The sequence below is a fragment of the Paenibacillus sp. J22FR5 genome (assembly GCF_059691975.1).
Genome location: NZ_JCAUAN010000007.1, coordinates 1 through 23,791, shown reverse-complemented (window position 1 = coordinate 23,791; position 23,791 = coordinate 1). Strand labels below are relative to the sequence as shown.

Genomic DNA, 23,791 nt, shown 5'->3' with positions numbered 1-23,791 from the left:
ATGCGGTGTCAGAATGCCATTATCGTGAAACAGCTAGTACTTGAACCTTTTTCCAAGCTTCCAATTGTTTTTCTAGATGTTCCACGAATGTCGAGACGTCTTGTGAGAACTTCTCTTTTTCTTGTTCATTCATCTCATCCTGCTCCATCTGAAGCTCACTTGAAGTGGGAGGAGCTGGGATCGTACTTAGCAATTGCTGCAGTTTAGCTTGAAGTGGCTTTCCAGCAGCTTCGAGAACCTTAACTTGTGGAGCTGAAACCATAGTTGTAGCTGCCGTAACGTTGTTGATTTCATCTTTAACTTTCTCAGCAGCCTCAACGTCGTTAACCCCCACTTTAACCTTCTCCGTCTTGGAAGGAGCTTTGGCCGCTACAGGCTTCGCCCGTTCTGCGCGATTGTTCTGGAAGGTGGACCAGGTCTCCACTAATTCAGGCCCTGATTTATAGAGCAACTGGCCTTTAATCCTTTCAGAAATGTCCTTATCCTTAAACATCTTAGCAATTTTCTTCACATCACTAACGGGCATCTCATCACGTGCCATAATCAGTGCTAAGGGATCGCGATGCTCCATCGGCAGATCCTTCAGAGGCAGTAATTGATCCTCAGTGAGCTTATCTTTGCGAATCTCGGTTCCAGAGGCGATGAGCTTCTTAACGGCGTTCCCAAACTTGAGCAGCTCACACTTGTTTTTGATATAGGATTCGGGCTTGCCAAGTTTACCGGAAAGATATTTAATAGAGGAACTAAACTTCGCGTCATGCATGAGCTTATGAAACGCCTCGGCTTCCTCAATCGGAGAGAAGCCTTCTCTTGTTAAATTTTCTGCAATCTGCTCCAGATAGATTTCCATTTCATCCGTCACAGTGGAAACGATACAAGGCATTGTCGGAAGACCAAGCATTTTACTAGCCTTATACCTGCGATTGCCATAGATGATCTTATACCGATTGTCGGCTGTTGTTCTTACTTTAATCGGGGAGAGTATGCCAATTTCTCCAATGCTTTTCATTAATTCTTGCAGTGCTTCTTCATCGAATTGATAGCGGGGCTGGTCCGTATCCTCATCAATGAGGTGCATAGGAATGTTATGTATGTCCATCTTCTAATCTCCATTCGTTCAGGTTTAACTAGCTTAATTATATATCAAGGTTTGAATCGTGGGAATGCATATCCGTTAGAGGGGAGTTCTTGTAATGGGATCAAGAGGTAAAAATAGTACTTGGTATTATGGCTGGGTTGTTGTTGGCGTTACTTTTCTAACGCTGATTGTGTCCGCAGGAATTCGTTCCATCCCCAGTATTTTCATGCTTCCTTTCGAAAAAGAGTTCGGGTGGGGGCGGGCTGATGTATCTTCGGTGGTCTCTATAAATATTTTGCTATACGGCCTGATGGGGCCTTTCTCCGCGGCACTCATGGAGAAGTTCGGGACACGTCGCGTCATGTTAACCTCGCTCATTTGCATCGGAGCTAGTCTAGCCTTAACGCCAACGATGACAGCCCTATGGCAATTCGATATCCTCTGGGGTGTCATGGTGGGGCTTAGCACGGGCTGCCTAGCTAATGTGTTAGGGGTTACCGTTGCGAATCGCTGGTTCGTGCAGCATAAAGGTGTCGTGGTTGGGATCCTCACCGCAAGTGCGGCGACAGGGCAACTGCTATTTCTACCTCTGCTGGCTAAAATAACCGTGGAGATCGGCTGGCGGTATGCCATTTTCACCGCTATTGCCGTCATTGCTTGTTTGATTCCAATTGTGGCAATTTGGATGCGAAACAATCCTTTTGATGTTGGTGCTGCTGCATATGGCACGGACCAAGTGGTGGCCCCGGCACCATTTAGGGGCAATCTATTTCTTACACCGCTGCGTACACTGCGAGAAGCTAGTAAGCACGGAGCCTTTTGGCTGCTTGCCGGGACTTTCTTTTTCTGCGGTTTCTCTACAAATGGATTAATTGGCACACATCTCATTCCTGCTTGCGGAGACTTCGGAATTCCAGAGGTGACAGCTGCGGGCTTACTAGCTCTCATGGGGATTTTCGATCTTGTCGGCACAACCTTATCAGGGTGGTTGACCGATCGCTTTGACGGTCGCTGGCTGCTGTTTTGGTACTATGGGTTGCGTGGGATCTCGCTCATTTTTCTGCCGCAGGCGCTTGGATTGGGCTATACAGAGCTGCTCATTTTTGCAGTCTTCTATGGCTTGGATTGGATTGCAACAGTTCCACCTACTGTGAAGATTACTTCGGACATTTTTGGTAAGGAAAAATCTGGTATGATTTTTGGCTGGATCATAGTTGCTCATCAATTGGGGGCATCCTTTGCGGCGTTTCAAGCAGGGCTACTACGGGATTGGCTGGGCAGTTATACGCTTCCATTTATGATGGCAGGATTTGTATGTATGATTGCAGCTATTATGGCTATTCGTATTCGCAGACCAGAAGTTAGGCTGTAAATAAATAAATATATTGCCAGTAAGGGAGAGGAGATGAAATAATAGAGAAGGATGTCGAATGATGACACTGCTTCTAGTTGAATTGGGAGGAAAGACCTATGAAAAAAATGCAGTATTCCTTCTTATCCCTCATCTTTGTCCTTCTCTTTTCTTCATCTGAATCGGTTCTTACTACCTATAAAACATCGTTGCTTCATGAACTGCAAAGCACGGAGAATGCTCAATTGTCCGCAAAAGCCGTTGCCTTGCAGTCCGTCATTAATCACAATTTTAATTTAATAGTAAGTCTTGAAGCGTACGTTAGTACCAGTTACTTACAAGACAAAAATGATCAAGAGGTTCAGGCATATATCAAAGCCTTGTACGCTGGTTCACAGGCGTCTGCCTATAATGTCGTTATTGCACCACATGGGGTTATGAAGTTCGTCTATCCCTTGAAAGGGAATGAGAGCATCATCAATTGGAATCTGCTAGAGGACCCGCGTCAGAACATACAAGGTCAAGTTTTGCGCGCTTTACATACGAAGAAATTGACAACAGATGGCCCATTTATACTACTTCAAGGTATTAATGGTTTGGTTGCCCGCAAAGCACTATTTAAGGATGGTGTTTTCTGGGGCTTCGTTTCTGTAGCCATTAACATGGATGAATTACTTATCGAAGCCGGGATTAAAGACAATGCCTCGGAAGGACAGAGAATGGCTATTCGAAGCCCAGGCATGCCGGTATTTTATGGAGAAAATGCGACGTTTGATCAGTCACCTTTGATCACGGTGATCGATCTTCAGGATTCGAAATGGGAGCTTGCAGCGACCCCACCCGCTAATGCTGTAGAAGCGATCAACGAACAAATTTTCATCATTCGATGTGCCATACTCCTCGTTTTGATTCTAGGCATGTTCTTCATCATCTATATCATTCGGCAGCGTGATCGTTTAAGTCAGGCTGTCAACGAACGAACACAAGAGCTGCAGATTGCGAATGAAGATTTGAAGGCTGCGAATGAAGAGCTGATCGCAGGGCAGCAGGAGCTGCGGGAATCTACGAAGCGAATGCAAGAATCCGAGCATATGTTATCATATATGGCCTACCATGATGTACTGACAGGCATACATAATAGAGCCCATTTTCAATTGATTTTGAAAGAGCAAATTGAGCAAAATCAGAAGAAGGGGAAGTCACTAGTCGTATTGTTCTTTGATCTCGATAACTTCAAAATGGTAAACGATTCGCATGGCCATCATATGGGAGATCATATGCTCCAAGAGGTTGTTCATCGCATTAGACAGTCTAATTTGACCTATCATACCTTTGCCCGATTTGGTGGAGATGAATTTGCGATTTTGTTGGAGGATTGCCCCAGTGAGCAGCAAATTCAAGCCTTTTGCGGGCAAATTATAGATGTTTTGAAACCACCTTGTATATTGGCGAATCGCGCTTTCTTTATTAATGCGAGCATAGGCATTGTACAGTTTCCTCATGGCGGCGCTACCTGGGATGCATTGCTGAAGAATGCAGATATCGCGATGTACATGGCTAAGAATGAAAGCGGCAGCTCCTTTTGCTTCTTCAACCAGCAGATGGAGATGCTGTCCATCTCGAAGCTGGAAATGGAGAATCATCTCCGTCAGTCTCTTGACCGGAATGAACTTGAAATCGTGTATCAGCCGCAGATCGATTGCTTGAAAGGAACCCTTATTGGCGTCGAAGCACTCTTGCGTTGGAATCATACGACGAAAGGTTACATCTCACCCTCAGATTTCATTCCTTTGTCGGAAGAGCTTGGTCTAATTTATTCGATTGGTGAATGGGTGCTCCGCGGTGCATGCAGGCAGATGAAGACATGGCATAGCCTTTCAGATGAAGACTTGATGATCTCCGTCAACATTTCTGCCAAACAGTTGAATGACGAACGTTTTGTAGATAAGGTCATTGCGATTCTAGCGGAAACAGGACTGGAAGCGAAATACTTAGAGATGGAAATCACGGAGAATGTAGCTATGCAGGACGCTCAGATAGGCGTGCTACATAGACTTCGCCAACTTGGTATCTCCATTTCGGTTGATGATTTCGGTACGCATTATTCGTCCCTCAGCTATTTGAAAAGGTTCCCGGTTACCAAAATTAAACTTGATCAATCGTTTGTCCGCGGCGTACAAACGGATGGGAAGGATCGAGCGATGATCAAAGCGATCATATCCGTAGCGAATGCTTTTGGGCTGCAAATCATCGCAGAGGGAGTCGAAACCGAAGAGCAAGCGGATTTCTTAGTGGAGAATGGATGTAGTCAAATTCAAGGCTATTATTTTTATAAGCCAATGAAGCCTGAGCAGTTACAAGCCGTATGGCAAGAAGGATTACAAGAGAAGCTCGCTTTCTTAGGCTCTAAGTTCATTGGCAGTTATGAAATATGAATACTTTGAATTAAACAAAAAGAGGTGCCCATTTACTACTTGGGTCACCTCTTTTTGTTTTGGGAAACCCAATGGCCACTAAATTGCGACGATTTGCTTCTGCTTATTTTCGAAATAGACCCAGTGCTGGAATCCAATTTCCTTCAAGGTTTTCCGGACCTCTTCCCAATCGTCAGCAACGCGACTAGGAACATGCGCGTCAGACCCGAAAGTAACTTCGACACCATAATGTAGAGCACGCTCTAGAATTTGGTGTGATGGGTACCAGCCGCCAACGTCTTTCGTTTTGCCCGATGTATTAATTTCGATCGCCACACCGGATTCTCCGATGATTTTCAGCGTCTCATCCACCTTGGGCGTCGAGATATCGGAAAAAGCAGGGTAGAAGCCTTTCATTGCATCGATATGTCCAAGAATTTGGAACATACCTGATCGTGCTGAATCAGCGATTAGACGATAATATTCTTCCTTGTGTTCAACCTGCTCAGCTGCGTTCAATTTCTTCCATCTGTTGCGATTGAAGATACTCACACCACCGGAGAGATGAACTGAGCCTATGATATAGTCGAACGGATATTTCGCATATTCTTGACGATAGATCTCCACATGCTGAGGGAAATAATCAGACTCGACGCCTAAGAGTACATTAATTTTGCCAGCATACTCTTGTTTGAGGCGAAGTACTTCCTCGATATATCGGGGAAATTCGCTTTTGGCCATGGCGATTGCAGGTTGTGCACGATCTTCTGAACTTCCAAAATAAGGTGAGTGATCCGAGATTCCAATTACCTGAAGGCCGCCTGCAATGGCTGCCTCAATATAGTCACGTATGGTATCTTGCGCATGTCCGCACCGATCATGATGCGTATGTAAGTCGAATTTCATTGCAAAGCCTCCTAAAAGTATTGCTTTAGCAATACTAGCATCGTAAGCGTAAACTATTCTGAACCGATAAATTGCGTTTCCGGCATTCCTTTAAGATCGCGAAGAAATTGTTGCATAGCAGAATTCAAGTAACGTCCTGACTTATATACTACGCCTACCGGATGAGTAATATCCAGCTCGTTCACTTTTACCATCTTCAATGTGCCATGCCGCAATTCATCAGCAACAGACATCTTTGATATAATCGCAACACCCAGATTAAGCTCTACCATGCGCTTCACTTCCTCGCTGCTAGACAGCTCCATGACGATATGAGGTGAGACGTCATACGACTTAAAGATTTGATCGACGAAACGTCGACCTGCTGTTTCCGGGGATAGCATGATAAACGGAATGTTCTTGAGCTTTTCGATAGATAAGTGGGTGAAACGACTAAGCGGATGATGCGTGGAGACGATGAGTTCAAAATTATCATAGTAAAGCACGGACGTCTCCAGTGCTGGATTCTTCTCGAATAAGTACGTGATGCCAATATCAATGTGGCCGCTTTCCACAGACGTCATGATCTGAGAGGAGGTCATGGAGTGAATTGTTGTTTTGATCAGCGGAAACTGGTCTTGAAAATACGAAAGTACCCTGGGCAATATCTGCATGGCAATTGAGGTCGTTGTGCCAATATGGATATGACCCTGAGGGGTTTGACTTAGATCGGAAAGACGTTGTTTAAGATCATTTGTGATCCGTAATATTTTCTCTGCATGCTCCAAGAAAAGCTTTCCACTATCCGTTAACGTAACAGGCTGATTGCGATCAATGAGAATCGTGCCGAATTCGTCTTCAAGACTTTTTATTTGCGCGGAAACGGCAGGTTGGGTCAAGTTAAGAATCTCGCCAGCTTTACGAAAGCTCATCGTTTTGGAAATGGTGAGCAGGGTCTCTAACTGGTTCATATTCATGAGATTTACCTCCTGCATGTTAGATTTTTGGGTATAAAGGTACAAATAAAATTTATCGAAATTGTAAAGGGCATAAAAAGCTTTTCTGACTTTATTATATGATAGGAAGAGCTACATAGGCAACATGGCAGGATAATTGCTAGTTTGTGGGTGCATGCTACCGAGGAGAGAGAGACTACTTATAACTGAATATTATCTTTTCAAATTACTCAAATTTGAATAAAATAATTTATGTATTAAAATAACGATTGAGGGGACTCCACTTATGTCTTTGACACGTAAATCAAATCCAACCTGGACAGTTGTGGCCTTGATGCTGGGGCTCTTGCTGGCTTCGCTCGATCAAACGATCGTTTCGACTGCGATGCCAACGATTGTATCGAAGCTGGGCGGCTTCAGCCAATTCGTTTGGGTATTCTCGGCCTATCTGATTGCCAATGTGGCTGCAATGCCGATTTTCGGAAAGTTATCCGATATGTATGGCCGTAAATTATTTTTCATTATTGGGATCGTCGTCTTTATGATTGGATCTGCGTTATGCGGAACTGCGTCGTCGATGACACAGCTCATCATTTACCGTGCAATTCAAGGTATTGGTGGAGGTGCCCTGATGCCGATTACCTTTGCCATTATTTTTGACATTTTCCCTCCAGAGAAACGGGGTAAAATGCAAGGCTTGTTCGGCGCTGTATTCGGTTTATCAAGTGTACTTGGTCCCATCATTGGTGCTTACTTTACGGACCATGTAACGTGGGAATGGATTTTCTATATCAACTTGCCTCTAGGTATTGTTTCCTTGATTATGATTATTTTCTCGTATCACGAGTCCGTGGAACATAGTAAGGCGAAGATTGACTGGGGCGGTACGATTGTTCTGACCGCGGCTATCGTTTCGCTGATGTTCGCATTAGAATTTGGCGGTAAAGAGTACGCATGGGATTCACTGCAGATTATTGGTTTATTTGCTGGATTTGTTGTGTTGTTGGCAGGCTTTATTCTCATAGAGAAAAATGCAGCAGAGCCAATTGTACCACTGGATTTGTTCAAAAATCGTTTGTTTACCTCAAGTATGGGAGTAAGCTTCGCGTATGGTGCGGTGCTTATCTCGGCGGGGACTTACATTCCATTGTTTATCCAAGGTGTATTCGAAGGCTCTGCAACATCGGCTGGTTCGACGTTAACCCCAATGATGCTAGGTGTCGTTGTAAGTAGTGCCCTAGGTGGACGCTTTATCGGTAAATTCTCTTATCGGAATGTGTTACTTGTATCTGTAGCGCTCCTCTTGGTAGCGACATCGCTTCTTGGTGGGATATCCATTGATTCAGAGCGCTGGGTTATAACAACCTACATGATTATACTGGGACTAGGGATTGGCGCTTGCTTTCCGATTACGTCGATGTCTGCACTTCACAAGGTCGATTTCCGCCGTCGGGGTACGGTAACTTCCTTAGTAGCTTTCTTTCGTTCTGTTGGTTCTGCCATCGGCGTTGCGATATTCGGGAGTATTCAAGTGAACGCTTTGAAAGACAATATCACGACTTCACTGAACGACCCAGCTATGGCTGAGAAGTTTCATGACGCACGCATGCTGCTTCAACCAGAGGTGAGAGCGAATATTCCAGCGGACGTATTGCATAAGCTGCTTACAGCGTTGGCCGATTCCATTGCCGTCGTTTTCCAAACAACGATTGTGTTAGCCGTATTAGGCCTTGTGTTCATTTTATTAATGGGAAATGCTAAACTGGAAGTTGGTAAAGCACCTGTTAAAGGAGATGTACCAGTAGGGCACTAGGAGGTTACACAGATGTCGATGAAGCTGGTCATTCTCGGATTATTGATGGAAGCCAATCGGCATACCTATGAGATTCGACAAACGATGAAAGAACGTGGCATGACGAACTATATGAAGCTGCAGGATGGCTCGCTATACTACGCAATGGATCAACTGCATAAGGATGGTCTTGTAGAAGCTTTAGAAGTCGTACGGGATACGAATCGACCCGAGAAGACGATCTATCAAATCACGGATGCGGGTAAAAGGAAGTTTCAAGAGCTGCTATCTCATCAATTACATGAGGAGATTAAGCATTATCATCCGCTCTATGTGGCACTGCCTTTTACCGTTCATGGTGATCAAGCCAAGATTGCTGATATTCTTGAGCATAAAATTTTGGAACAGAAAATGATTATGGATAAAATGAAAAGCTTGTACAACGAGCATTTGACCATTGTTCCACGTGTCGTCTTGCAAATGATGGTCGGCAGCTATAAGCGTGCGTTTACCGAGCTGAAATGGTTAGAAGAGCTGCAACGGGATGCCCGAGAGGGGCGGTTGCAGGAGAAGGATTCGGAGCTCGATGTGGATTGGGATCGGATTGAGTGAGGAAATTGGGAAGTGAAGATTGAAAAGGAAAGATCGAATGAAGAGAAACAGCGCTATCTTGGATGTCAAGGTAGTGCTGTTTTTTTGTATAACCATAATAAACCAGCCGCCTATCCCAAGAATAAGCGTTCTTTGTGTAATACACGCCATAGAAAACGAAAAACCTGCGAATATGCAGGCTTTTCAGAGGTTTCCTCAACGAAATAAGTAATAACTACACATCTTCAGGCTTATTTAGCCAGCTGCGCAATGAAATGCGGCAAATCCGTGCAGACCAAGTCCGGCATCAAGCCCGCCGACGCCAGCTGCTCGTGCACATTGTCTGGGGTGGCGACGCCCGTCAGCACGAGTGCCGTGCGGCATCCCGCCATCGCGCCTCCGCGGATGTCGGTATGCACGTTATCGCCGATGACCCAGACATCGGCGGCAGGCAGTCCGAGCCGCTCAATGGCGTACGCCATAATGATCGGCGAAGGCTTACCGATCACCACCGGCTCCACGCCGGAGGCGGCGGTGATCGCAGCGGCCAGGGAGCCAGCCCCTGGCATAAGCCCGCCATCCGACGGAAGCATCCGGTCGGGATTGGTTAAGACATAGGTCGCGCCATGCTTCAGATGGCGGACCGCTTCCGTCAGCTTCCCGTAGGTGAAGCTGCGGTCAATACCTTGGACGACGTAATCTGGCGTCGTCTCATCTACGGCGAAGCCGGCTGCGTCTAGAGCAATACGCAGACCGTCTTCGCCGATCATATGCACACGCTTACCTGAGCGTTGCTCGGTTAAATACTGCGCAGCCGCTTGTGAGGACGTATAGACGGCTGCCACGGGTACTTCGATGCCGAGCGCTTGCAGATGCTCGGCAACCTGTTCAGGGGTGCGGGACGAATTGTTCGTCACCAATAGGTAGGGCAATTGTTCCTTTTGCAACCATTGCAGGAAAGCTGCGGCACCAGGAATTGGCTCATGCCCCCTGTAAAGTGTACCATCTAAATCAATAAGAAATCCGTTCATCTTGTTGCTACTCCTTTGGGCTGGTAAGTTGTTGTGGGAAGTGTAATCTCAACGACTGTACCTTCCCCTAATGTACTGCGTATTTTCATGAAACCGCCATGCGCTTCAATGATGCGATAACAGACCATAAGACCAAGACCTGTTCCTTTTTCTTTCGTGCTATAGAAGGGCTCTCCAAGCTTGGGAAGACGCTCAGGTGCAATCCCGCAGCCCTGATCCACGAAGCGAACCATAATTTGTTCGCCCGAACCTTTCAGCTCTGCCTGGATTTGCAGGGTTCCACCTTGCGGCATGGCTTCTAGCGCATTTTTCATAATGTTAATAAAAACTTGTTTGATTTGATTCTCATCACATGTAACTGGTGGAAGCCCCGAGTCAATCTCAGCTTCAATATCGATATTACCGAGCAACGCTTGAGGTTGAAGTAACTCAACGGTGCTCATTACGATGGTATACAAGGTGCTGGTTACGAAATGAGTAGCCTGTGGCTTGGACACAAACAAGAACTCATTCACAATAAACTCTATACGCTGTAGTTCTTTTTGCATAATCTCAATGTAGTACTGCTCTTTCATCGAATTGCTTTTTAGCAGCTTGAGGAACCCCTTCAATGCAGTCAATGGATTGCGGATTTCATGTGCAACACCTGCAGCCAACTGTCCAACCGCAGACAGTTTATCTGATTTGATTAGTAATTCCTGTGTCTTCTTCAATTCTGTAATATCGCTGAATGTAATAACGGTACCTAGCAGCTGCCCACTTCCCTCAAGCATAGGACTAGACATGTATTCAACTGGAAAGCTGGTTCCATCCTTTTTCCAAAACACATCTTCATTCATAATCGAGCCTTCACGCTGCAGCATCGTATTTACTGTCGAGTTTTCCTCTGGTATGACAAAAGTACCATCACTATGAACAGGTCGAATGAGATTATGTATACGTCTTCCTAGCATCTCGTCCACTTTCCAACCGGTGATCGCTTCTGCTGCCTTGTTCCAGAATATGGTTCGTCCATTCGTGTCTATCCCATAAATGCCTTCAGAGACAGAGTTCAGAATAAGTTGATTTTGTTTGTAAAGCTTATCAATTTCCTTTTTCTGTTCTCTGAACTCGGTTAAGTCTTTGAGAATGGCATAAACCCCAACGATTTGGTTGCCCACCTTGGTGGGAACGAAAGTTACATGAGAAGGGATGGGAAATCCATTTTGGTGCAAGAATGAAGCTTCGAAATTTTGGGGCATTCCAGCAGAAGCCACTTGGAAATGATGCAGCGTTTTGAGCAGATCAGGCGGATGGATCATGGGAAGAAAGGAGGTTGATCTTGAAGTTTCCTCACCTAAACCAAGTAAACTTTCAAGTCGGTGATTTGCGGAAAGTACTTCGCCGTCCAAGCAAAAAGAAATGATGGAATCGGGATGGTTATCAAAAAGTGATTTATACCGTTCTATGGTTTCCGAAATCGTGTCTTCACGTTGCCAGATTAACCGCATGCCTAAGTAGGTAAGAATCATTAATACGACGAACAAACCACAATCGAGGGCCATACTTGCCAAACGGTTATGTTGAAAATAGGATAAATCATTTAAATAAAATAAATAGATACCAATGAGAATGAAAGTACCTATAAGGTACAAAACAAATTTTCTGGCACGCGTAGGAGGGGGGTTCATCGTCATTGACTCTCATCACTCCTTTTTGAGATTCTCTATTAAGTTTAACAGGATTAGACACTATTTTGTATAATTTTCCATCCATTTTTATTTTCCAAATATGCAATTAAAAATTCGTATTTTTTTCTTCGACAATTTAAGTATGAAGGTAGAATGGGGGGTGTGTATCTGAGTAGTTAGAACTATTTTTGTTAAATTGACAGTATACTTGTCCTAAAATTTTATGTATAATGTTGAAAAAGGTCGTTTTTCTGTGGAACTTATTCACAAATGAGATCGGAGCGGAGCTATGAAGGCTGAGTACATTGATCCTTTTTTGGAGTCGGCTAGAATCGTCATCGAGCAAGTTGCTAACATTCGCCCAACAACAGGGCAGCTCGGCATTAAAGACGTCAAATTTGTGGAAAAGTATATCTGGATCCAAATTGGGATGACTGGGCAAATGGAAGGCGACGTTGTCTTTGGCTTAGCTGAAGATGTTGCTTTGAAAATGGTATCTGCCATGATGGGCGGATTCGTCATCACCGAAATGGATGAAATGGGAAAGAGTGCCATTTCTGAGCTGGGCAATATGATTAGCGGCAATGCGAGCACGATGCTTTTCAATCAAGGAGTACGGGTAGACATCACGCCACCTAAACTTGTCCAATCTGCAACGGCAGCAGGATTTGTGCCGAAGAAAGCGTTAACCATTCCATTAATCATGGATGGCATTGGTGAATTAGACATTCAAGTGTTAATTACGTAATATAGGTTGAACGTGTGGAGTACCTGCTATATGGTAACTCCATTTTTTTTGTGTGAAAGGAGCGGAATAGGTTGAAAATCATGAACAAGGTCGTCTTGATTACAGGTGCTTCAAGTGGCATAGGAGCTGTGATGGCGCAGCAATTTGCCGCAAAGGGAGCTATTCCCGTGCTGACAGCACGAAGCGCGGATAAATTGAAGGAAATTGCTGCAGGCTTGCAAGGACGGCATGGCGTCTATGCGATGGATGTTACGAAGACGGAAGAAGTTAATGAGGTAGTAGCTCAAATTATGGCTGACTTTGGGCGTATTGATATACTGATTAATAATGCTGGGTTTGGGATTTTTGAGGCATTTGCCGAGGCGCCTCTTGCTCATTTTGAAGAGATGATGAATGTGAACTATCTTGGATTAGTGAGATGCACGCAAGCCGTGTTACCTCATATGTTGGCGGCAGGAAGCGGACATATCGTTAATATTGCGTCGATGGCAGGGAAAATTGGCTCAGCCAAATCGACAGGTTACTCTGCAACGAAGCATGCGGTGCTTGGCTTTACAAATAGTTTACGGATGGAACTATTGAGGACGGGCGTTTCAGTTACCGCCATTAACCCAGGTCCAATCGCGACACCATTCTTCGATAAAGCCGATCCGAGCGGCAATTATGTTAAGAACATTGCATGGTTCATGCTCAAGCCAGAAAAAGTCGTTAAAGAGCTTATACATGCGATTGAGAAAAATATTCCGGAGAAAAACCTTCCTTTTGTAGCGGGCGTAGGAATCAAATTGTTTCATATGTTCCCACGGATGTTCGATAAAATAGCATCGGGGATATTAAATAAGAAATAAAGCGGCTTCCAATCGGATGATTGGGCCGCTTTTTTTGGGTTGGAAATCGGCATAGATCGCTCGCTTACGGACATAGGAGACGTTATTTGGCGAAAATGAGAGGAGACGATCCTTGCCTGTGTGAGCTGAAGGTGACTTCAAGGAAGTACGTTTACTCTTGATCAGGCTTCGCTGCTTGCTTGGCTTGATTGAGCGCTTTAATTTCTTCGAAAATGCGGCGCATTTCCGCTTTTCCTTCTGGATGTGATTGGTTCCAGTGGGAGGCAAGAGCAGGAAGGGCTTTATGAACGTGGTTAAAAAACGCCCAAACCTTGATTTTCTCGATCATTTCTGGAGAAGTATCACCCGTAATAAGTTCAGCTGTTTTGGCAACCAGCGTATTAAAATCGTTCTCGAAATCGGTATTCATTGACTTCATCCCTTCGGATGGAAATAGGGTTATTGGAGCACTTTTAAGTTTAATGGATGATAAGGCGACTGTCAAAATTGAAAGTGTGAGGAAAAATTTTCCGATTATTTTCCGTTAACGATTGTTTACTCCCTCTTTTTATCCTAAAATAAGGTAGAAATAGTATAGGTCTTTTTACCTGTAGGCTAGGGGGGAGTACATGAAGTCTCTGAGAGAGATATTTAACAGCGACTTTAACACATTAGATAAAGGCATGCAGGAACAGATTTATAAAGAATTTTATCTGCTTGTTTATCCGATGATTAACTTTATTTTGAGAGATCACGCGACTGTGGAAGACATCATTCAGGAGTCCTTTCTTCGTGCGATTCACAAAGCCCCATTATTAACAGAGATCGATAAATATGAAGGCTGGCTCAAAAGACTTACCCGAAACGTAACACTAAATCATTTGCGCAAGCATAAACGAAATCGTGATGAACTCGAAAGTGAGATCATGTTCTCCTTGAAGGAATCAGCCCCAACTTCGGACTATTCGGCCACCCCAGACATAGAAGTCGAAATAAAGGTCATGCGAGAAGCCGTTATTGCTTATATCAATCAACTGAACCCTTCCTATAGGCAAATTATCGCCATGAAATGGATTCATAATTTATCCTACAAGGATATGGCAAGTGAACTCTGTGTGACAGAGGGCGTTGTGCGACAAAGGTTGTTTCGGGCGCGCGATGCTATTAAGCAGAAGTTTTTGGAGGAGTGGGGATCAGACCGATAGCGGAATAACGTGTATATATTTGTTTGCTGGGTCACTCTAGCATATAATATGGGCATGAGGTTGTATGAGAAAAGGGGTATATAGCATTGAGCACGAGTTTTGAACAGCTGCAGATTGCACAGACATATTTAGATAAATTACAACAATTAGGGATTGGCGAGCCGACTCCGATTCAAGCGGAGGGCATTCCAGTTCTCTTGCAAGGTAAAGATGCGATTATCCAATCCCAGACAGGAACGGGTAAAACATTAGCTTATTTGCTTCCCGCTTTGGAGCGAATCGATCCTGCACAAAAACAATTGCAAGTGTTGGTTGTCGTTCCTACGAGAGAGCTAGGCATGCAGATTATGCAGGAAATTGAGAAGTTGACGAGTGGTGGGCCTATTCGTTCTCAATCGTTGATTGGGGGAGCGGCTGCTGCTAGACAGGTAGAGAAGCTGCGACTTCATCCGCATATTGTTGTTGGTACGCCAGGACGTTTGCTTGAATTGATGAAAATTCGGAAGCTTACGCTGCATCATGTGAAAATCGGCATTGTGGATGAAGTTGACCAAGTCTTTGAACTTGGCTCTATGCAGGATGTTGAAGCGGTCCTTAAGGGTATGCTTCGTTCCAGTCAAATGGTGTTTGTCTCGGCTACAATTCCCCAAAGCACGGAGCAAGCGGCAGGCAGATGGCTGAAGGATCCGGTTATTATCAAAATTAACCCCTCACAGCGCACCGCTGAAACGCTGGAGCATCACTATGTTGTGTGTCAGGAACGGGAAAAAATTGATACACTACGAAGACTTGTACGCATGATTAAGCCAACTTCTGCGATTGTGTTCATTAACGTGACCGACGATATCGCACAAGTCGTCGGCAAGCTGCAATATGTGGGCCTTTCTATTGAAGCTCTTTATGGAGAAGCGAGCAAACAAGATCGCGCCAAAGTCATGGGTAATTTCCGTGAGGGGAAATTTCAATTATTGTTGGCGACAGACGTTGCGGCCAGAGGGCTTGATATAGAAGGCGTAACCCATGTCTTCCATCTGGATGTGGCTACGAATGCGGAGTATTACCTTCACCGTGTAGGTCGAACAGGCAGGATGGGCCGCGAGGGAACGTCGATCTCTATCGTGACCACGAAGGAGCTCTTCATCATCGAGAAATTCGAGAAGCAGCTCGGCATCACGATTGAGCCGAAGGCGATGTACGAAGGCCGGTTAGTCGACCCGGCCCAAGACCGCAGTGCGGCTACGATGCGCAGCCGCCGTGAAGCCGCGCGCCCGAGCGGCTCAACACCTTCGCGCAGCGGCTCCGCCAGCGCGCGTGAAGCTGCTGCGCCAGCGGGCGCGGTGCGCGTAAGTGCCGCGGTGCCAGAAGCGCGCGGCCAGCAGGGCGCTGCTCCGGCGAAGCCGGCAGCGCAAGGGAAACCGGCTGCCACTGGCAAAACCGTCAGCAAAGCGCAACGCGAGCGCGATCGTAAGAGCAAGGGAGCTCCGCGCTGGCTGAAAGAGAAGCAGCAGCAGAATAAAGAAGAGTAGCTTGCTCCTTAAGGAAGGCTACTAATCATCTGCGGGGTGTATAGCATGCTGAAGAAAATAATGATTACACTTGTGACACTGGCTGTCATCTCTGTGGTGATGCTAGTCATCGTCATTCAGTATGTGAAACCAACGGAATCACTTGATATGCAATATACAGAGATTTCAATTAGTAACAAAATTGCAGAAATGATCCTTTCCCGAAAGCTGGACGTTCGGCTCTCGGAAGAAGATGTGAATAATTTGCTCAAGAAGCAACTAGCTTCACACAGCGTGCTGCCGCATGACTTCCGAATGGTAGGTGCTAAGTTGAACCTGCAAGGCTCCATGATCGAAGCGGATGTTAACGTTAAGTGGCACGAACGTATCCCGGTTGGTGTTCACACGATGTTTACATTAGCGTGGGTTCCGCCTAACTTAATCATTCAACATGTGAATACACAGATTAAGAGCTGGCATTTACCAAACGAGTGGCTTCAGCTAGCTCCTGTAGAAATTCCATTGCAATCCTATTTGCCTAAATTAATTGGCATCAAGAATGTGGTGTTTGAAGACAAGGCCATTGTGATTCAACTTAAGGCATTTCAGTAAAAACGAATCCCCCTTCAATTCCACGTAAGTGGATCTGAAGGGGGGTTCGTTTTTCGCTTTTTGCTTTTCTTCTTTCATCTTTCATCTTTCATCTTTCATCTTCATCTTCAACTTGTATCTGCATCTTTCATTGGGAACAATGAATTCTGGATATATAGAGAGAACATCAAGCTTTTGCTCTCAGCACAGGAACCTGCCATCTACGTGTATACATAATAATGCCAAACACAACACACATGCTGATCAGAACAAACCAAATCGAGACACCTACATGGAAGTGATCCATGCCCCAACCGACACCCAGTGGCAGGATGGCTCCGCCTAAACCGCCTGCGGCGATAAGTGCACTCGTTGTTTGTTCCGTACGTCCTGGCAATAGTTGATTTGCATAAATAAGTGCTACCGCGAACATGCCGGACATGAATAAACCGAGCAAGAGAATTACGGCAAAGGAGCTCCATAGATTGGTGCTAAACACCCAAACGAATACGGTGAGCAAGCTTAAGGCAAAGGAGAAGGCTAGATACTTGAAATATGTCATCTTTTCAGCAAGTACGCCAGCAAATAAACGTCCTACAACCATGGTCACCCAATAAGCGGTAACGCCAAGAGAGGAGATGGAGCTTGAAGCATGAAGCTGGTCCTTGAAGATCGACGGCAAGAAATTAACAATCGTATTTTCCATGCCGCAATATAGGAAGAAAACGGTCATCAGCAAGCATAAAAAGATGAAGGAGCTTTTGGTAAGAACAGGAACTCGATCTGCTTTCTGAGTACGGTCCGCTTTATGTGCAAGTAATTCATCATGCTTTCCTAATGAAAGCTTAGACCAAATGATGCCTGTCGCAAGTGCGCTTACCCCTAGCAGCATGAAAGCATATTTCCATAAACCATTTGCAATAAGTAGACTGGATACAAGCGGCATAAATAAGGCGCCGAGTCCAAAGAAGACTTCAAGCTTGCTGAAGGCAACCGCTTGTTGATCTTTGGCAGCCATGAGGATAAAAGTGCTTATGCTGGACTCTACGAGTCCGAAAGAGATGCCCGCAATGAAGGTCAACCCTACAACTATTGGCCAGGGAGGCAGTATGCCGATAGCAAGCATAGCGATAAACAGAAAGCTAAACGCTAGTGTAATCGTACTTCGACGACTAATGCGACGGATGAGAGTCGGCATACTAAGTACCCCAAGCATGAAGCCTCCAAACTGTAGGAAGACGAGCATGCCGCCGCCGCTGTAGCTTCGACCATAATGGGCTAGTAATTCAGGCAATACTGCACCAAAAATAACATGCGTACAGCCTGTTAATAAGTAAGATAAGCAGCCCATGATCAATAATCTTTTCATAATGCGGCGCTTCCTTTAGGTTCAGTCGTAAACTTTTCATTATAAGCAAATACGTGTGCAATCGCTTCGGAAACGGATTCGACTGTATAAGCGGCATGCTTTTTCACATCTTGATGAGCAGTATGCATGGCGAAACTATGCGGAGTAATGCCGAACATAGAGACATCATTAAAAGAATCTCCAAAACAGGCGATCTCCTCAGGCTTCACATTTAAATGAGTAAGCAGTGTAAGCAAGGAACTCCCTTTCGATACTTGGTGAGGCATAATGTCGAGGCAATCTGTATCGGCTAAATAGATGTCCAATTGGTCGCCAAGCTCTTTTTCCAACAAGGCTTTAATTTCAAGTAACTTCTCTAAACTCCCGAATAGTGAAAATTTACATATCGGAAACCCATCCTTTAAGGATTGCTCTATGTCTCGATTCACGATAAATGATTCAAACATCCTTGCTTGTATCTCATCCGAAGCTGGACTTAAGCTTTCGATAAAGTTAGCATCGCCAGAGCATATCAGCTTTACCACATCCGAAGGTTTAATTAGTTCATAAACGCGATTGGCAATGGAGGGCTTGAATAGCTTCGATTGCAAAAGTGTACCGTCCACCAAGTGGATGAAGGCGCCATTTTGAGAAACAGAATGGGCTTGGTGATTGATTTCCTGAAGCACTTGCTGCATTTCCAAATTCATTCTGCCTGAGGCTAGACAAAGCGTAATTCCTGCATCTTTCACTTGGCTTAGGGCATCAAGCTCTCGCTGGGCTACTTTCTTATGATGATCGAGCAATGTGCCATCTAGATCGCTTACGATGAGTTTAATCATGGTGGTTATCTCCTCCTGCTAATACAATTTCAACTTCACTAGCTAAAAGTCGTTCTTTCATTTCTTCGCTTAGTGCTTGATCTGTCACTAGAATATCAATGCTTTCAAATCCAACCACACGATGGAACAAACGCTTGCCGAATTTGGAATGATCGGCGAGAACAATGACTTGATCAGCATGCTGCATCATCGCTCTTACCAAATAACAATCCTCTTCGTTTGGGCAAGAAAGCCCATCGTCGGATATGCCACACGTTCCGATAAATAACTTATCGACGTGATACTCTTTTAACATTTCAATGGCCTTAGCCCCGTAGACACCGTGTTGCTTATTATCTAGCACGCCTCCAAGCATATGAATCGTAATTTCATCTTTGCGGGTGAGGATTGCAGCCGTTTCGATGGAGCTCGTGATGACAATATTGTTCTTAGAGGTTAGGGCAGTCGCTGCATGCAATACTGTCGTTGATGCATCCATCATAAGGTAATCGCCATCTTGAACGAGGCCGGCAGCTGTCTTGCCAATCGAAAGTTTGGAAAAGGACTCTTCCTGAAGACGCTGATCGTAATTACCCACTTCTTTGGAAAGTGTGGGAAGTATCGCCCCGCCTCGTGTGCGAACGATCAAGCCTTGTTCTTCCAACTTCACCATATCCCGTCTAGCGGTATCGCGGGAAACTTCATAAAGCTCACAGATCAGATCGACGGTTATACGCTTATGTGATTTTAAGTATTCGAGTATGGAGAAGAGTCTTTCCTCTTGAAACAAGGATATATGCCCCCTTTCGCTTAAGTGTTTGTAAGTATATATAAGTATATCGCTTATTGTATACGCATATTAGGATACTTTCAATACTTTTAAGAAAGAAAAAACCGTGCCCCTCGCCAAAAGAGCGAGTACACGGTCTATACGTAAAATCTTATTTTACAACTGTTTTTTTGCGCGTTTGTATATAACTTGGATAAGTGATTTCACCCGAATCTAATTTACGAATTTCTTCTGCATTCCACCCGGAAATCTTATTGGTAGCCGTTACGCCGGTCAACTTGATTTGATATCGCGTCGCTAAGTACGTCTGGAGCTTCGTCATTTCTTCAGGTGTAATTTCACGAAGTTTCTGCTTCCCATGAAGTTGACCTAAGATGATACCGATGGATTCAGCGGCTAGACTCGTGTTCGGTTGAATACGTGTGCTGCCGTAAGCGATGGCTGAAGATCCGACATTTTTCCCAGCAGCGATAACATTCTCATAATTTTTAAGTAAAAAACTGCGGAGCGGCATGCCGTATTTATCGGGACGTCCCATTTCAATGCCCCACTTGTTGGCACTCGTTCCTTGTAAATCTAGCGGATAGCCGCCTATACTGACATTGTCCCAAAACATCGTACCTGCAAGGAGATCAGATGGTTTTAACGTGTAATCCATTTCATAGTGGTTATATTCACGAATATAGGGATAGGTAGGCAGCTCACCTAGTTCAGCTTTTTCCCAGCCAGGCAACGTTTTACGGAAATGCTGCAAAATCAGGGCCGTTTCTTTATTTCCTAAATTAACAGCTTCTTGTACAGATGCCTCCTTGGCAGGATCCACCGTATAAACAAGCAGGGCATTTATAAGTACATCCCCGTCACGTTGATTCACAGCATTCAACCCTCTAAGGAAAACACGATCATTCGTAGGATGATAAGCCTTCGTCATGCCGCTAAGTCCAATTGCGAAACTATCGTTCACACTCCCGCCGCCAAATTGCTTTGCTTTATCCTCAGGCTTTAATGCGTTAAAAGTCGTATTGAACTTCTTCCAATCTACGTTTTTGAACTTCATCATCATGCCAGCGCTCATGTACTCAATGTCTTTCTGACCATAGAACATCTCAAGTCCTGGTAAACGTTTAGCTTCTAATCGGCTAATTAATGCCGCAAAATCACTGTTATCTACCCAATAGGAAGCTGTTATTTTCTTCACTTCATTTTTGTTCGTACGATATACAATGGATGGAATTTTGTGCATATAATCAGGCGTTTGTATCTGTTCAATATCTTGAATCGTGATGCCAGACTCAATAGGGATATCTTTACTTAGCTTATTCATATAAGTAGTGAATTCAGAAAGCTTTCGAATTTTGGCATTTCGGAAGCCATCGAAAAGTTCTTTTGCCCGGCCCTGTACGAGAAGATGTCCATGTTCATCGCGCGTTTCATCCAGAAACAGCATCTGACTTTGAAGAATTTGACCGCCAAACGCTTGATGAGGATCCAGTATTTTCACTTTTAAACCTTCATCCGCGGCTGCTCGGGCTAAATAGAGGCCTTCAAGCTCGCTTCCAATCACGACAACATCTACGTTTTCTGTTGGATATGTGGCCAAGCTCTCGTTTTTCGTCTCTTGAAGAGGAACTGATGACGGCGCTTCACTCACTTGTGGGGTGTCTTGATGTGTAACGGTTGGAGCTACTGCGGTTACGTTAATGCTTCCTTGCTTAAACCAAATCTTGCTGAGCGAGAAGGCTGATACAAGGATTAAGAGTACAGCTAGAGCAATAACGAGTTGAACTCGCGGGTTTCGTAAGCGCATACACAAGCTCCTTTAGCGTTAAACTATATGGTCTCAGTTTAGCAGTTTCAGGGTGGATTTAATAGACTTTTGGAGTTAATTTTAAAAGATTTCCAAGCTCTACCCCCAAAAAATGACACGCAATGGCGAATCCTTGTAGCATAACCAGGAACCCTTCGCGAAGGCTCCATCTTATGTATAAAACCATTATAACTAAGGGAGAGATTTTTAAATGAAAAAGAATCTAATGAAAAAATTCGTAGCTACAGGTCTTGTATTAACAATGGTAATGGGTGGCGGAACTGCCGCATTTGCTAATGGCAATCATAATGATCGTGATAACAAAGGATCTAAAAACAATACCACTTATAACCAGAATGTTTTCAATGGAAACGTTACTATTAACATTAATTTCAACGATATGAAGAATGCACAATGGGCAATGCGTTATATTGCAAGCCTAGCGTCCAAACGTGTTTTCGAAGGATATGAAGATGGTAGCTTCAAGCCGGAAAAAACAGTTACTCGTATTGAAGCGATTACAGCGGCTGTTCGTTTGATGGGATTGCGTGAGCAAGCTGAATCCGACGCTGAAAAGTCAACAAAATTGAATTTCAAAGATGCTGACAAAGTTCCTGCATGGGCAGTAGGTTATGTTGCTGTAGCACTTGAGAATGACCTATTCACTGAAAATGATGATAGTGTTCAGCCAAATGAAGATGCAGATCGTCTATGGGCAACAACACTTTTAGTGAAAGCTTTGAAACTAGAAGCTGAAGCAAAAGCAAAAATGACAAGCACGCTTACATTTAAAGATGCGAAGAAAGTCCCTGCTGGATCCGTAGGTTACGTGAAAGTAGCCGTTGATAAAGGTTTAGTTAACGGTTTTGAAGACAATACGTTTAAGCCAGATAAAAGTGTAACTCGTGCGGAATTGGCTGCTCTATTAGATCGTACAAACGACCAATTGCCTGATCAAGATCAAAACACAAACTCAGGCACAGTAAGCACGGCTGTATACAACAATGTTCTTTCCCTAACTAAAAATGGAACAACAACGACGTATACAATGCACCCAGATGCTTTCATTTTACGTAATGGTGTAAAAGTAGCTGCTACTGAAATTGCTGTAGGCGATACTGTGAAAGTTCGTACATTCAACAACACAGTTGTGTTTGTAGAAGTTACAGGTAACGCTCCAGTAAATACATCATTCGACATTTTGGGTACGTTGACTGCAACTACAATTAACGCGCAAGGTAAAATTGCAACAATCACGATTACACAAAATATCAATGGTGTTGATCAATCAACTACATATAATGTGTCATCGACATTCGCTTTGACAGGTAACCTAGCTAACTTCACAGCTGGTCATTTGATTCAACTTAAAGGCCAAGCTCAAACTGTTACAACAATTGACGTGAAATAAAGTTAAGCAATTATGCATAACTTCTAAAGAGAAATGAATTAGGTTAGCTCCACACATACAAGCTCCTTGCTTATTAGCAGGAGCTTGTTGTGCTTTTAATTGTATAATTTGGCAAGGAAGGTGGGAAACTATGCTATATCTTGAGAGGAGTGGATTTAGGATGGAAGAAAGCTTGATGGATACGTTTAAACGGTATTATGCTGATTATAGAGGAGCAGAGGGGATTGACCAAAGCTTCACGGATGCTTATCAGGCCATGGCGTTCCATGTCATTAATCAGACGGAGCACTATGTTCAACAAGGCAACTTAAATGAGATTCAGAATTTGATACGTGAATTTAAAGAAATGGGGCTTTCGATTTCACCTAGTAATGATTCATTAAAAGAGCAATTTGAGCAAGAACTTGTAGAGCAAGAGCTGAATCGATATTCTTTTTAAAAAGGTGTTGCATAATCCCAATGCCCGTGGTATATTACTCTTCCGGCCAAAACGGGCTGCAATTTTTATCGAAACTTGTAAAAATAAAGCTTGCATCTGGTTGGGTGATTATGCTATATTGTAGTTCCGACCTTGAGATTAGGGTTGGAAAACGAAAGAAATTGATCTTTGAAAACTGAACAACGAGTGAGTAAGCACGAACGAGAAATCGTTCAAAAAAAGAGATTGCAAAATCTCGCTAGCAAGTCAATGAGCACAAATCAGCAAACCCTTAGGGGTCCCCGGAAAGTAATCGGAATTCTCTTCGGAGCTTTCGCTTCACTTTATGGGGAAAACTTTATGGAGAGTTTGATCCTGGCTCAGGACGAACGCTGGCGGCGTGCCTAATACATGCAAGTCGAGCGGGTTTATCCTTCGGGGTAAGCTAGCGGCGGACGGGTGAGTAACACGTAGGTAACCTGCCTTTAAGACTGGGATAACTATCGGAAACGATAGCTAAGACCGGATAACTGGTTTTCTCGCATGAGAGAA

General features: G+C 44.3%; 22 protein-coding genes and 1 rRNA gene. 12 read left to right on the top strand and 11 right to left on the bottom strand.

The features are described from left to right. Positions 1 to 19 precede the first annotated feature (19 nt). The gene (locus AC58P7_RS12045; protein WP_497343078.1) at positions 20 to 1,099 is read right to left on the bottom strand and encodes a ParB/RepB/Spo0J family partition protein; all 1,080 of its coding nucleotides are present in this window, start codon (positions 1,097 to 1,099) and stop codon (positions 20 to 22) included. 94 nt (positions 1,100 to 1,193) lie between these two features. Here AC58P7_RS12045 and AC58P7_RS12040 point away from each other — a divergent pair, with 94 nt between their 5' ends. Both AC58P7_RS12040 and AC58P7_RS12035 read left to right on the top strand, forming a co-directional pair. Further along, on the top strand, positions 1,194 to 2,450 hold the full coding sequence (locus tag AC58P7_RS12040) for an MFS transporter (protein WP_497343076.1): 1,257 nt from the start codon (positions 1,194 to 1,196) through the stop codon (positions 2,448 to 2,450). Positions 2,451 to 2,548: 98 nt separating this feature from the next. Next, a complete protein-coding gene (locus tag AC58P7_RS12035) occupies positions 2,549 to 4,864 on the top strand; it encodes a bifunctional diguanylate cyclase/phosphodiesterase (RefSeq protein ID WP_497343074.1) in 2,316 nt (771 codons plus the stop codon). 78 nt (positions 4,865 to 4,942) lie between these two features. Here the strand turns inward: AC58P7_RS12035 and AC58P7_RS12030 are convergent, their stop codons facing one another. Both AC58P7_RS12030 and AC58P7_RS12025 read right to left on the bottom strand, forming a co-directional pair. After that, positions 4,943 to 5,749 carry a histidinol-phosphatase gene (locus tag AC58P7_RS12030; RefSeq protein ID WP_497343072.1) on the bottom strand — a complete coding sequence of 269 codons (807 nt, stop codon included), beginning with the start codon at positions 5,747 to 5,749 and terminating at the stop codon, positions 4,943 to 4,945. A 53-nt stretch (positions 5,750 to 5,802) separates the two neighbouring features. Then, a complete protein-coding gene (locus tag AC58P7_RS12025; protein WP_497343070.1) occupies positions 5,803 to 6,705 on the bottom strand; it encodes a LysR family transcriptional regulator in 903 nt (300 codons plus the stop codon). 265 nt (positions 6,706 to 6,970) lie between these two features. On the opposite strand from AC58P7_RS12025, the gene AC58P7_RS12020 reads away from it, so the two are divergent. After that, complete coding sequence (locus AC58P7_RS12020) at positions 6,971 to 8,497, top strand: MDR family MFS transporter (RefSeq protein WP_497343068.1); 1,527 nt, start codon at positions 6,971 to 6,973, stop codon at positions 8,495 to 8,497. Between the two features lie 12 nt (positions 8,498 to 8,509). Next, entirely contained in the window at positions 8,510 to 9,088 is a 579-nt protein-coding gene (locus tag AC58P7_RS12015) for a PadR family transcriptional regulator (RefSeq protein WP_497343067.1), read from the top strand. 230 nt (positions 9,089 to 9,318) lie between these two features. On the opposite strand, the gene AC58P7_RS12010 is transcribed toward AC58P7_RS12015, so the two are convergent. Then, positions 9,319 to 10,098, bottom strand: a complete 780-nt coding sequence (locus AC58P7_RS12010) for a TIGR01457 family HAD-type hydrolase (protein ID WP_497343065.1) — start codon at positions 10,096 to 10,098, stop codon at positions 9,319 to 9,321. After that, positions 10,095 to 11,774 (bottom strand): PAS domain-containing sensor histidine kinase, encoded by a 1,680-nt coding sequence (locus AC58P7_RS12005; RefSeq protein ID WP_497343063.1) that lies wholly within the window; start codon positions 11,772 to 11,774, stop codon positions 10,095 to 10,097. The genes AC58P7_RS12010 and AC58P7_RS12005 overlap by 4 nt, the downstream gene beginning before the upstream one ends. Before the next feature lie 283 nt (positions 11,775 to 12,057). Here AC58P7_RS12005 and AC58P7_RS12000 point away from each other — a divergent pair, with 283 nt between their 5' ends. Further along, positions 12,058 to 12,516, top strand: a complete 459-nt coding sequence (locus tag AC58P7_RS12000; protein WP_497343061.1) for a chemotaxis protein CheX — start codon at positions 12,058 to 12,060, stop codon at positions 12,514 to 12,516. A 71-nt stretch (positions 12,517 to 12,587) separates the two neighbouring features. Next, positions 12,588 to 13,364 carry an SDR family NAD(P)-dependent oxidoreductase gene (locus AC58P7_RS11995; protein WP_497343059.1) on the top strand — a complete coding sequence of 259 codons (777 nt, stop codon included), beginning with the start codon at positions 12,588 to 12,590 and terminating at the stop codon, positions 13,362 to 13,364. On the opposite strand, the gene AC58P7_RS11990 is transcribed toward AC58P7_RS11995, so the two are convergent. Next, entirely contained in the window at positions 13,350 to 13,505 is a 156-nt protein-coding gene (locus AC58P7_RS11990) for a hypothetical protein (protein WP_497343057.1), read from the bottom strand. The genes AC58P7_RS11995 and AC58P7_RS11990 overlap by 15 nt on opposite strands. A gap of 10 nt (positions 13,506 to 13,515) precedes the next feature. Then, the gene (locus tag AC58P7_RS11985; protein WP_497343055.1) at positions 13,516 to 13,773 is read right to left on the bottom strand and encodes a DUF2573 family protein; all 258 of its coding nucleotides are present in this window, start codon (positions 13,771 to 13,773) and stop codon (positions 13,516 to 13,518) included. Positions 13,774 to 13,972: 199 nt separating this feature from the next. On the opposite strand from AC58P7_RS11985, the gene AC58P7_RS11980 reads away from it, so the two are divergent. The 3 genes from AC58P7_RS11980 to AC58P7_RS11970 all read left to right on the top strand — a co-directional run bounded on the left by AC58P7_RS11980 (position 13,973) and on the right by AC58P7_RS11970 (position 16,665). Further along, positions 13,973 to 14,548, top strand: coding sequence for an RNA polymerase sigma factor (locus AC58P7_RS11980; RefSeq protein WP_497343053.1), 576 nt, complete (start codon positions 13,973 to 13,975; stop codon positions 14,546 to 14,548). An 86-nt stretch (positions 14,549 to 14,634) separates the two neighbouring features. Further along, a complete protein-coding gene (locus AC58P7_RS11975; RefSeq protein WP_497343051.1) occupies positions 14,635 to 16,074 on the top strand; it encodes a DEAD/DEAH box helicase in 1,440 nt (479 codons plus the stop codon). A gap of 45 nt (positions 16,075 to 16,119) precedes the next feature. Beyond that, positions 16,120 to 16,665: a hypothetical protein gene (locus tag AC58P7_RS11970; RefSeq protein WP_497343049.1), complete on the top strand. Its 546-nt coding sequence runs from the start codon at positions 16,120 to 16,122 to the stop codon at positions 16,663 to 16,665. A 166-nt stretch (positions 16,666 to 16,831) separates the two neighbouring features. Here AC58P7_RS11970 and AC58P7_RS11965 read toward each other — a convergent pair whose 3' ends face one another. From AC58P7_RS11965 to AC58P7_RS11950, 4 genes are all read right to left on the bottom strand, one after another. Then, complete coding sequence (locus tag AC58P7_RS11965; protein WP_497343047.1) at positions 16,832 to 18,013, bottom strand: MFS transporter; 1,182 nt, start codon at positions 18,011 to 18,013, stop codon at positions 16,832 to 16,834. Beyond that, positions 18,010 to 18,834 (bottom strand): HAD family hydrolase, encoded by an 825-nt coding sequence (locus AC58P7_RS11960; protein ID WP_497343045.1) that lies wholly within the window; start codon positions 18,832 to 18,834, stop codon positions 18,010 to 18,012. The genes AC58P7_RS11965 and AC58P7_RS11960 overlap by 4 nt, the downstream gene beginning before the upstream one ends. Beyond that, positions 18,827 to 19,603, bottom strand: coding sequence for a DeoR/GlpR family DNA-binding transcription regulator (locus AC58P7_RS11955; RefSeq protein ID WP_497343043.1), 777 nt, complete (start codon positions 19,601 to 19,603; stop codon positions 18,827 to 18,829). The genes AC58P7_RS11960 and AC58P7_RS11955 overlap by 8 nt, the downstream gene beginning before the upstream one ends. Before the next feature lie 151 nt (positions 19,604 to 19,754). Continuing rightward, positions 19,755 to 21,410 carry an FAD-dependent oxidoreductase gene (locus AC58P7_RS11950; protein WP_497343041.1) on the bottom strand — a complete coding sequence of 552 codons (1,656 nt, stop codon included), beginning with the start codon at positions 21,408 to 21,410 and terminating at the stop codon, positions 19,755 to 19,757. Positions 21,411 to 21,621: 211 nt separating this feature from the next. On the opposite strand from AC58P7_RS11950, the gene AC58P7_RS11945 reads away from it, so the two are divergent. The 3 genes from AC58P7_RS11945 to AC58P7_RS11935 form a co-directional block, all read left to right on the top strand. Beyond that, complete coding sequence (locus tag AC58P7_RS11945) at positions 21,622 to 22,821, top strand: S-layer homology domain-containing protein (protein WP_497343039.1); 1,200 nt, start codon at positions 21,622 to 21,624, stop codon at positions 22,819 to 22,821. A 160-nt stretch (positions 22,822 to 22,981) separates the two neighbouring features. Next, on the top strand, positions 22,982 to 23,260 hold the full coding sequence (locus AC58P7_RS11940) for a hypothetical protein (RefSeq protein WP_497343037.1): 279 nt from the start codon (positions 22,982 to 22,984) through the stop codon (positions 23,258 to 23,260). 336 nt (positions 23,261 to 23,596) lie between these two features. Next, a 16S ribosomal RNA gene (locus AC58P7_RS11935) occupies positions 23,597 to 23,791 on the top strand; the annotation flags it as partial.

Bases quoted from the DNA above. Each gene is read 5' to 3' on its own strand.
- AC58P7_RS12035 (WP_497343074.1), top strand. From the start codon at position 2,549: ATGAAAAAAATGCAGTATTCCTTCTTATCCCTCATCTTTGTCCTTCTC.
- AC58P7_RS11945 (WP_497343039.1), top strand. From the start codon at position 21,622: ATGAAAAAGAATCTAATGAAAAAATTCGTAGCTACAGGTCTTGTATTA.
- AC58P7_RS11970 (WP_497343049.1), top strand. From the start codon at position 16,120: ATGCTGAAGAAAATAATGATTACACTTGTGACACTGGCTGTCATCTCT.
- AC58P7_RS12015 (WP_497343067.1), top strand. From the start codon at position 8,510: ATGTCGATGAAGCTGGTCATTCTCGGATTATTGATGGAAGCCAATCGG.
- AC58P7_RS12045 (WP_497343078.1), bottom strand. From the start codon at position 1,099: ATGGACATACATAACATTCCTATGCACCTCATTGATGAGGATACGGAC.
- AC58P7_RS12000 (WP_497343061.1), top strand. From the start codon at position 12,058: ATGAAGGCTGAGTACATTGATCCTTTTTTGGAGTCGGCTAGAATCGTC.
- AC58P7_RS11985 (WP_497343055.1), bottom strand. From the start codon at position 13,773: ATGAATACCGATTTCGAGAACGATTTTAATACGCTGGTTGCCAAAACA.
- AC58P7_RS11960 (WP_497343045.1), bottom strand. From the start codon at position 18,834: ATGATTAAACTCATCGTAAGCGATCTAGATGGCACATTGCTCGATCAT.
- AC58P7_RS11965 (WP_497343047.1), bottom strand. From the start codon at position 18,013: ATGAAAAGATTATTGATCATGGGCTGCTTATCTTACTTATTAACAGGC.
- AC58P7_RS12020 (WP_497343068.1), top strand. From the start codon at position 6,971: ATGTCTTTGACACGTAAATCAAATCCAACCTGGACAGTTGTGGCCTTG.
- AC58P7_RS11950 (WP_497343041.1), bottom strand. From the start codon at position 21,410: ATGCGCTTACGAAACCCGCGAGTTCAACTCGTTATTGCTCTAGCTGTA.
- AC58P7_RS12025 (WP_497343070.1), bottom strand. From the start codon at position 6,705: ATGAATATGAACCAGTTAGAGACCCTGCTCACCATTTCCAAAACGATG.
- AC58P7_RS12010 (WP_497343065.1), bottom strand. From the start codon at position 10,098: ATGAACGGATTTCTTATTGATTTAGATGGTACACTTTACAGGGGGCAT.
- AC58P7_RS12040 (WP_497343076.1), top strand. From the start codon at position 1,194: ATGGGATCAAGAGGTAAAAATAGTACTTGGTATTATGGCTGGGTTGTT.
- AC58P7_RS12005 (WP_497343063.1), bottom strand. From the start codon at position 11,774: ATGACGATGAACCCCCCTCCTACGCGTGCCAGAAAATTTGTTTTGTAC.
- AC58P7_RS11940 (WP_497343037.1), top strand. From the start codon at position 22,982: ATGGAAGAAAGCTTGATGGATACGTTTAAACGGTATTATGCTGATTAT.
- AC58P7_RS12030 (WP_497343072.1), bottom strand. From the start codon at position 5,749: ATGAAATTCGACTTACATACGCATCATGATCGGTGCGGACATGCGCAA.
- AC58P7_RS11980 (WP_497343053.1), top strand. From the start codon at position 13,973: ATGAAGTCTCTGAGAGAGATATTTAACAGCGACTTTAACACATTAGAT.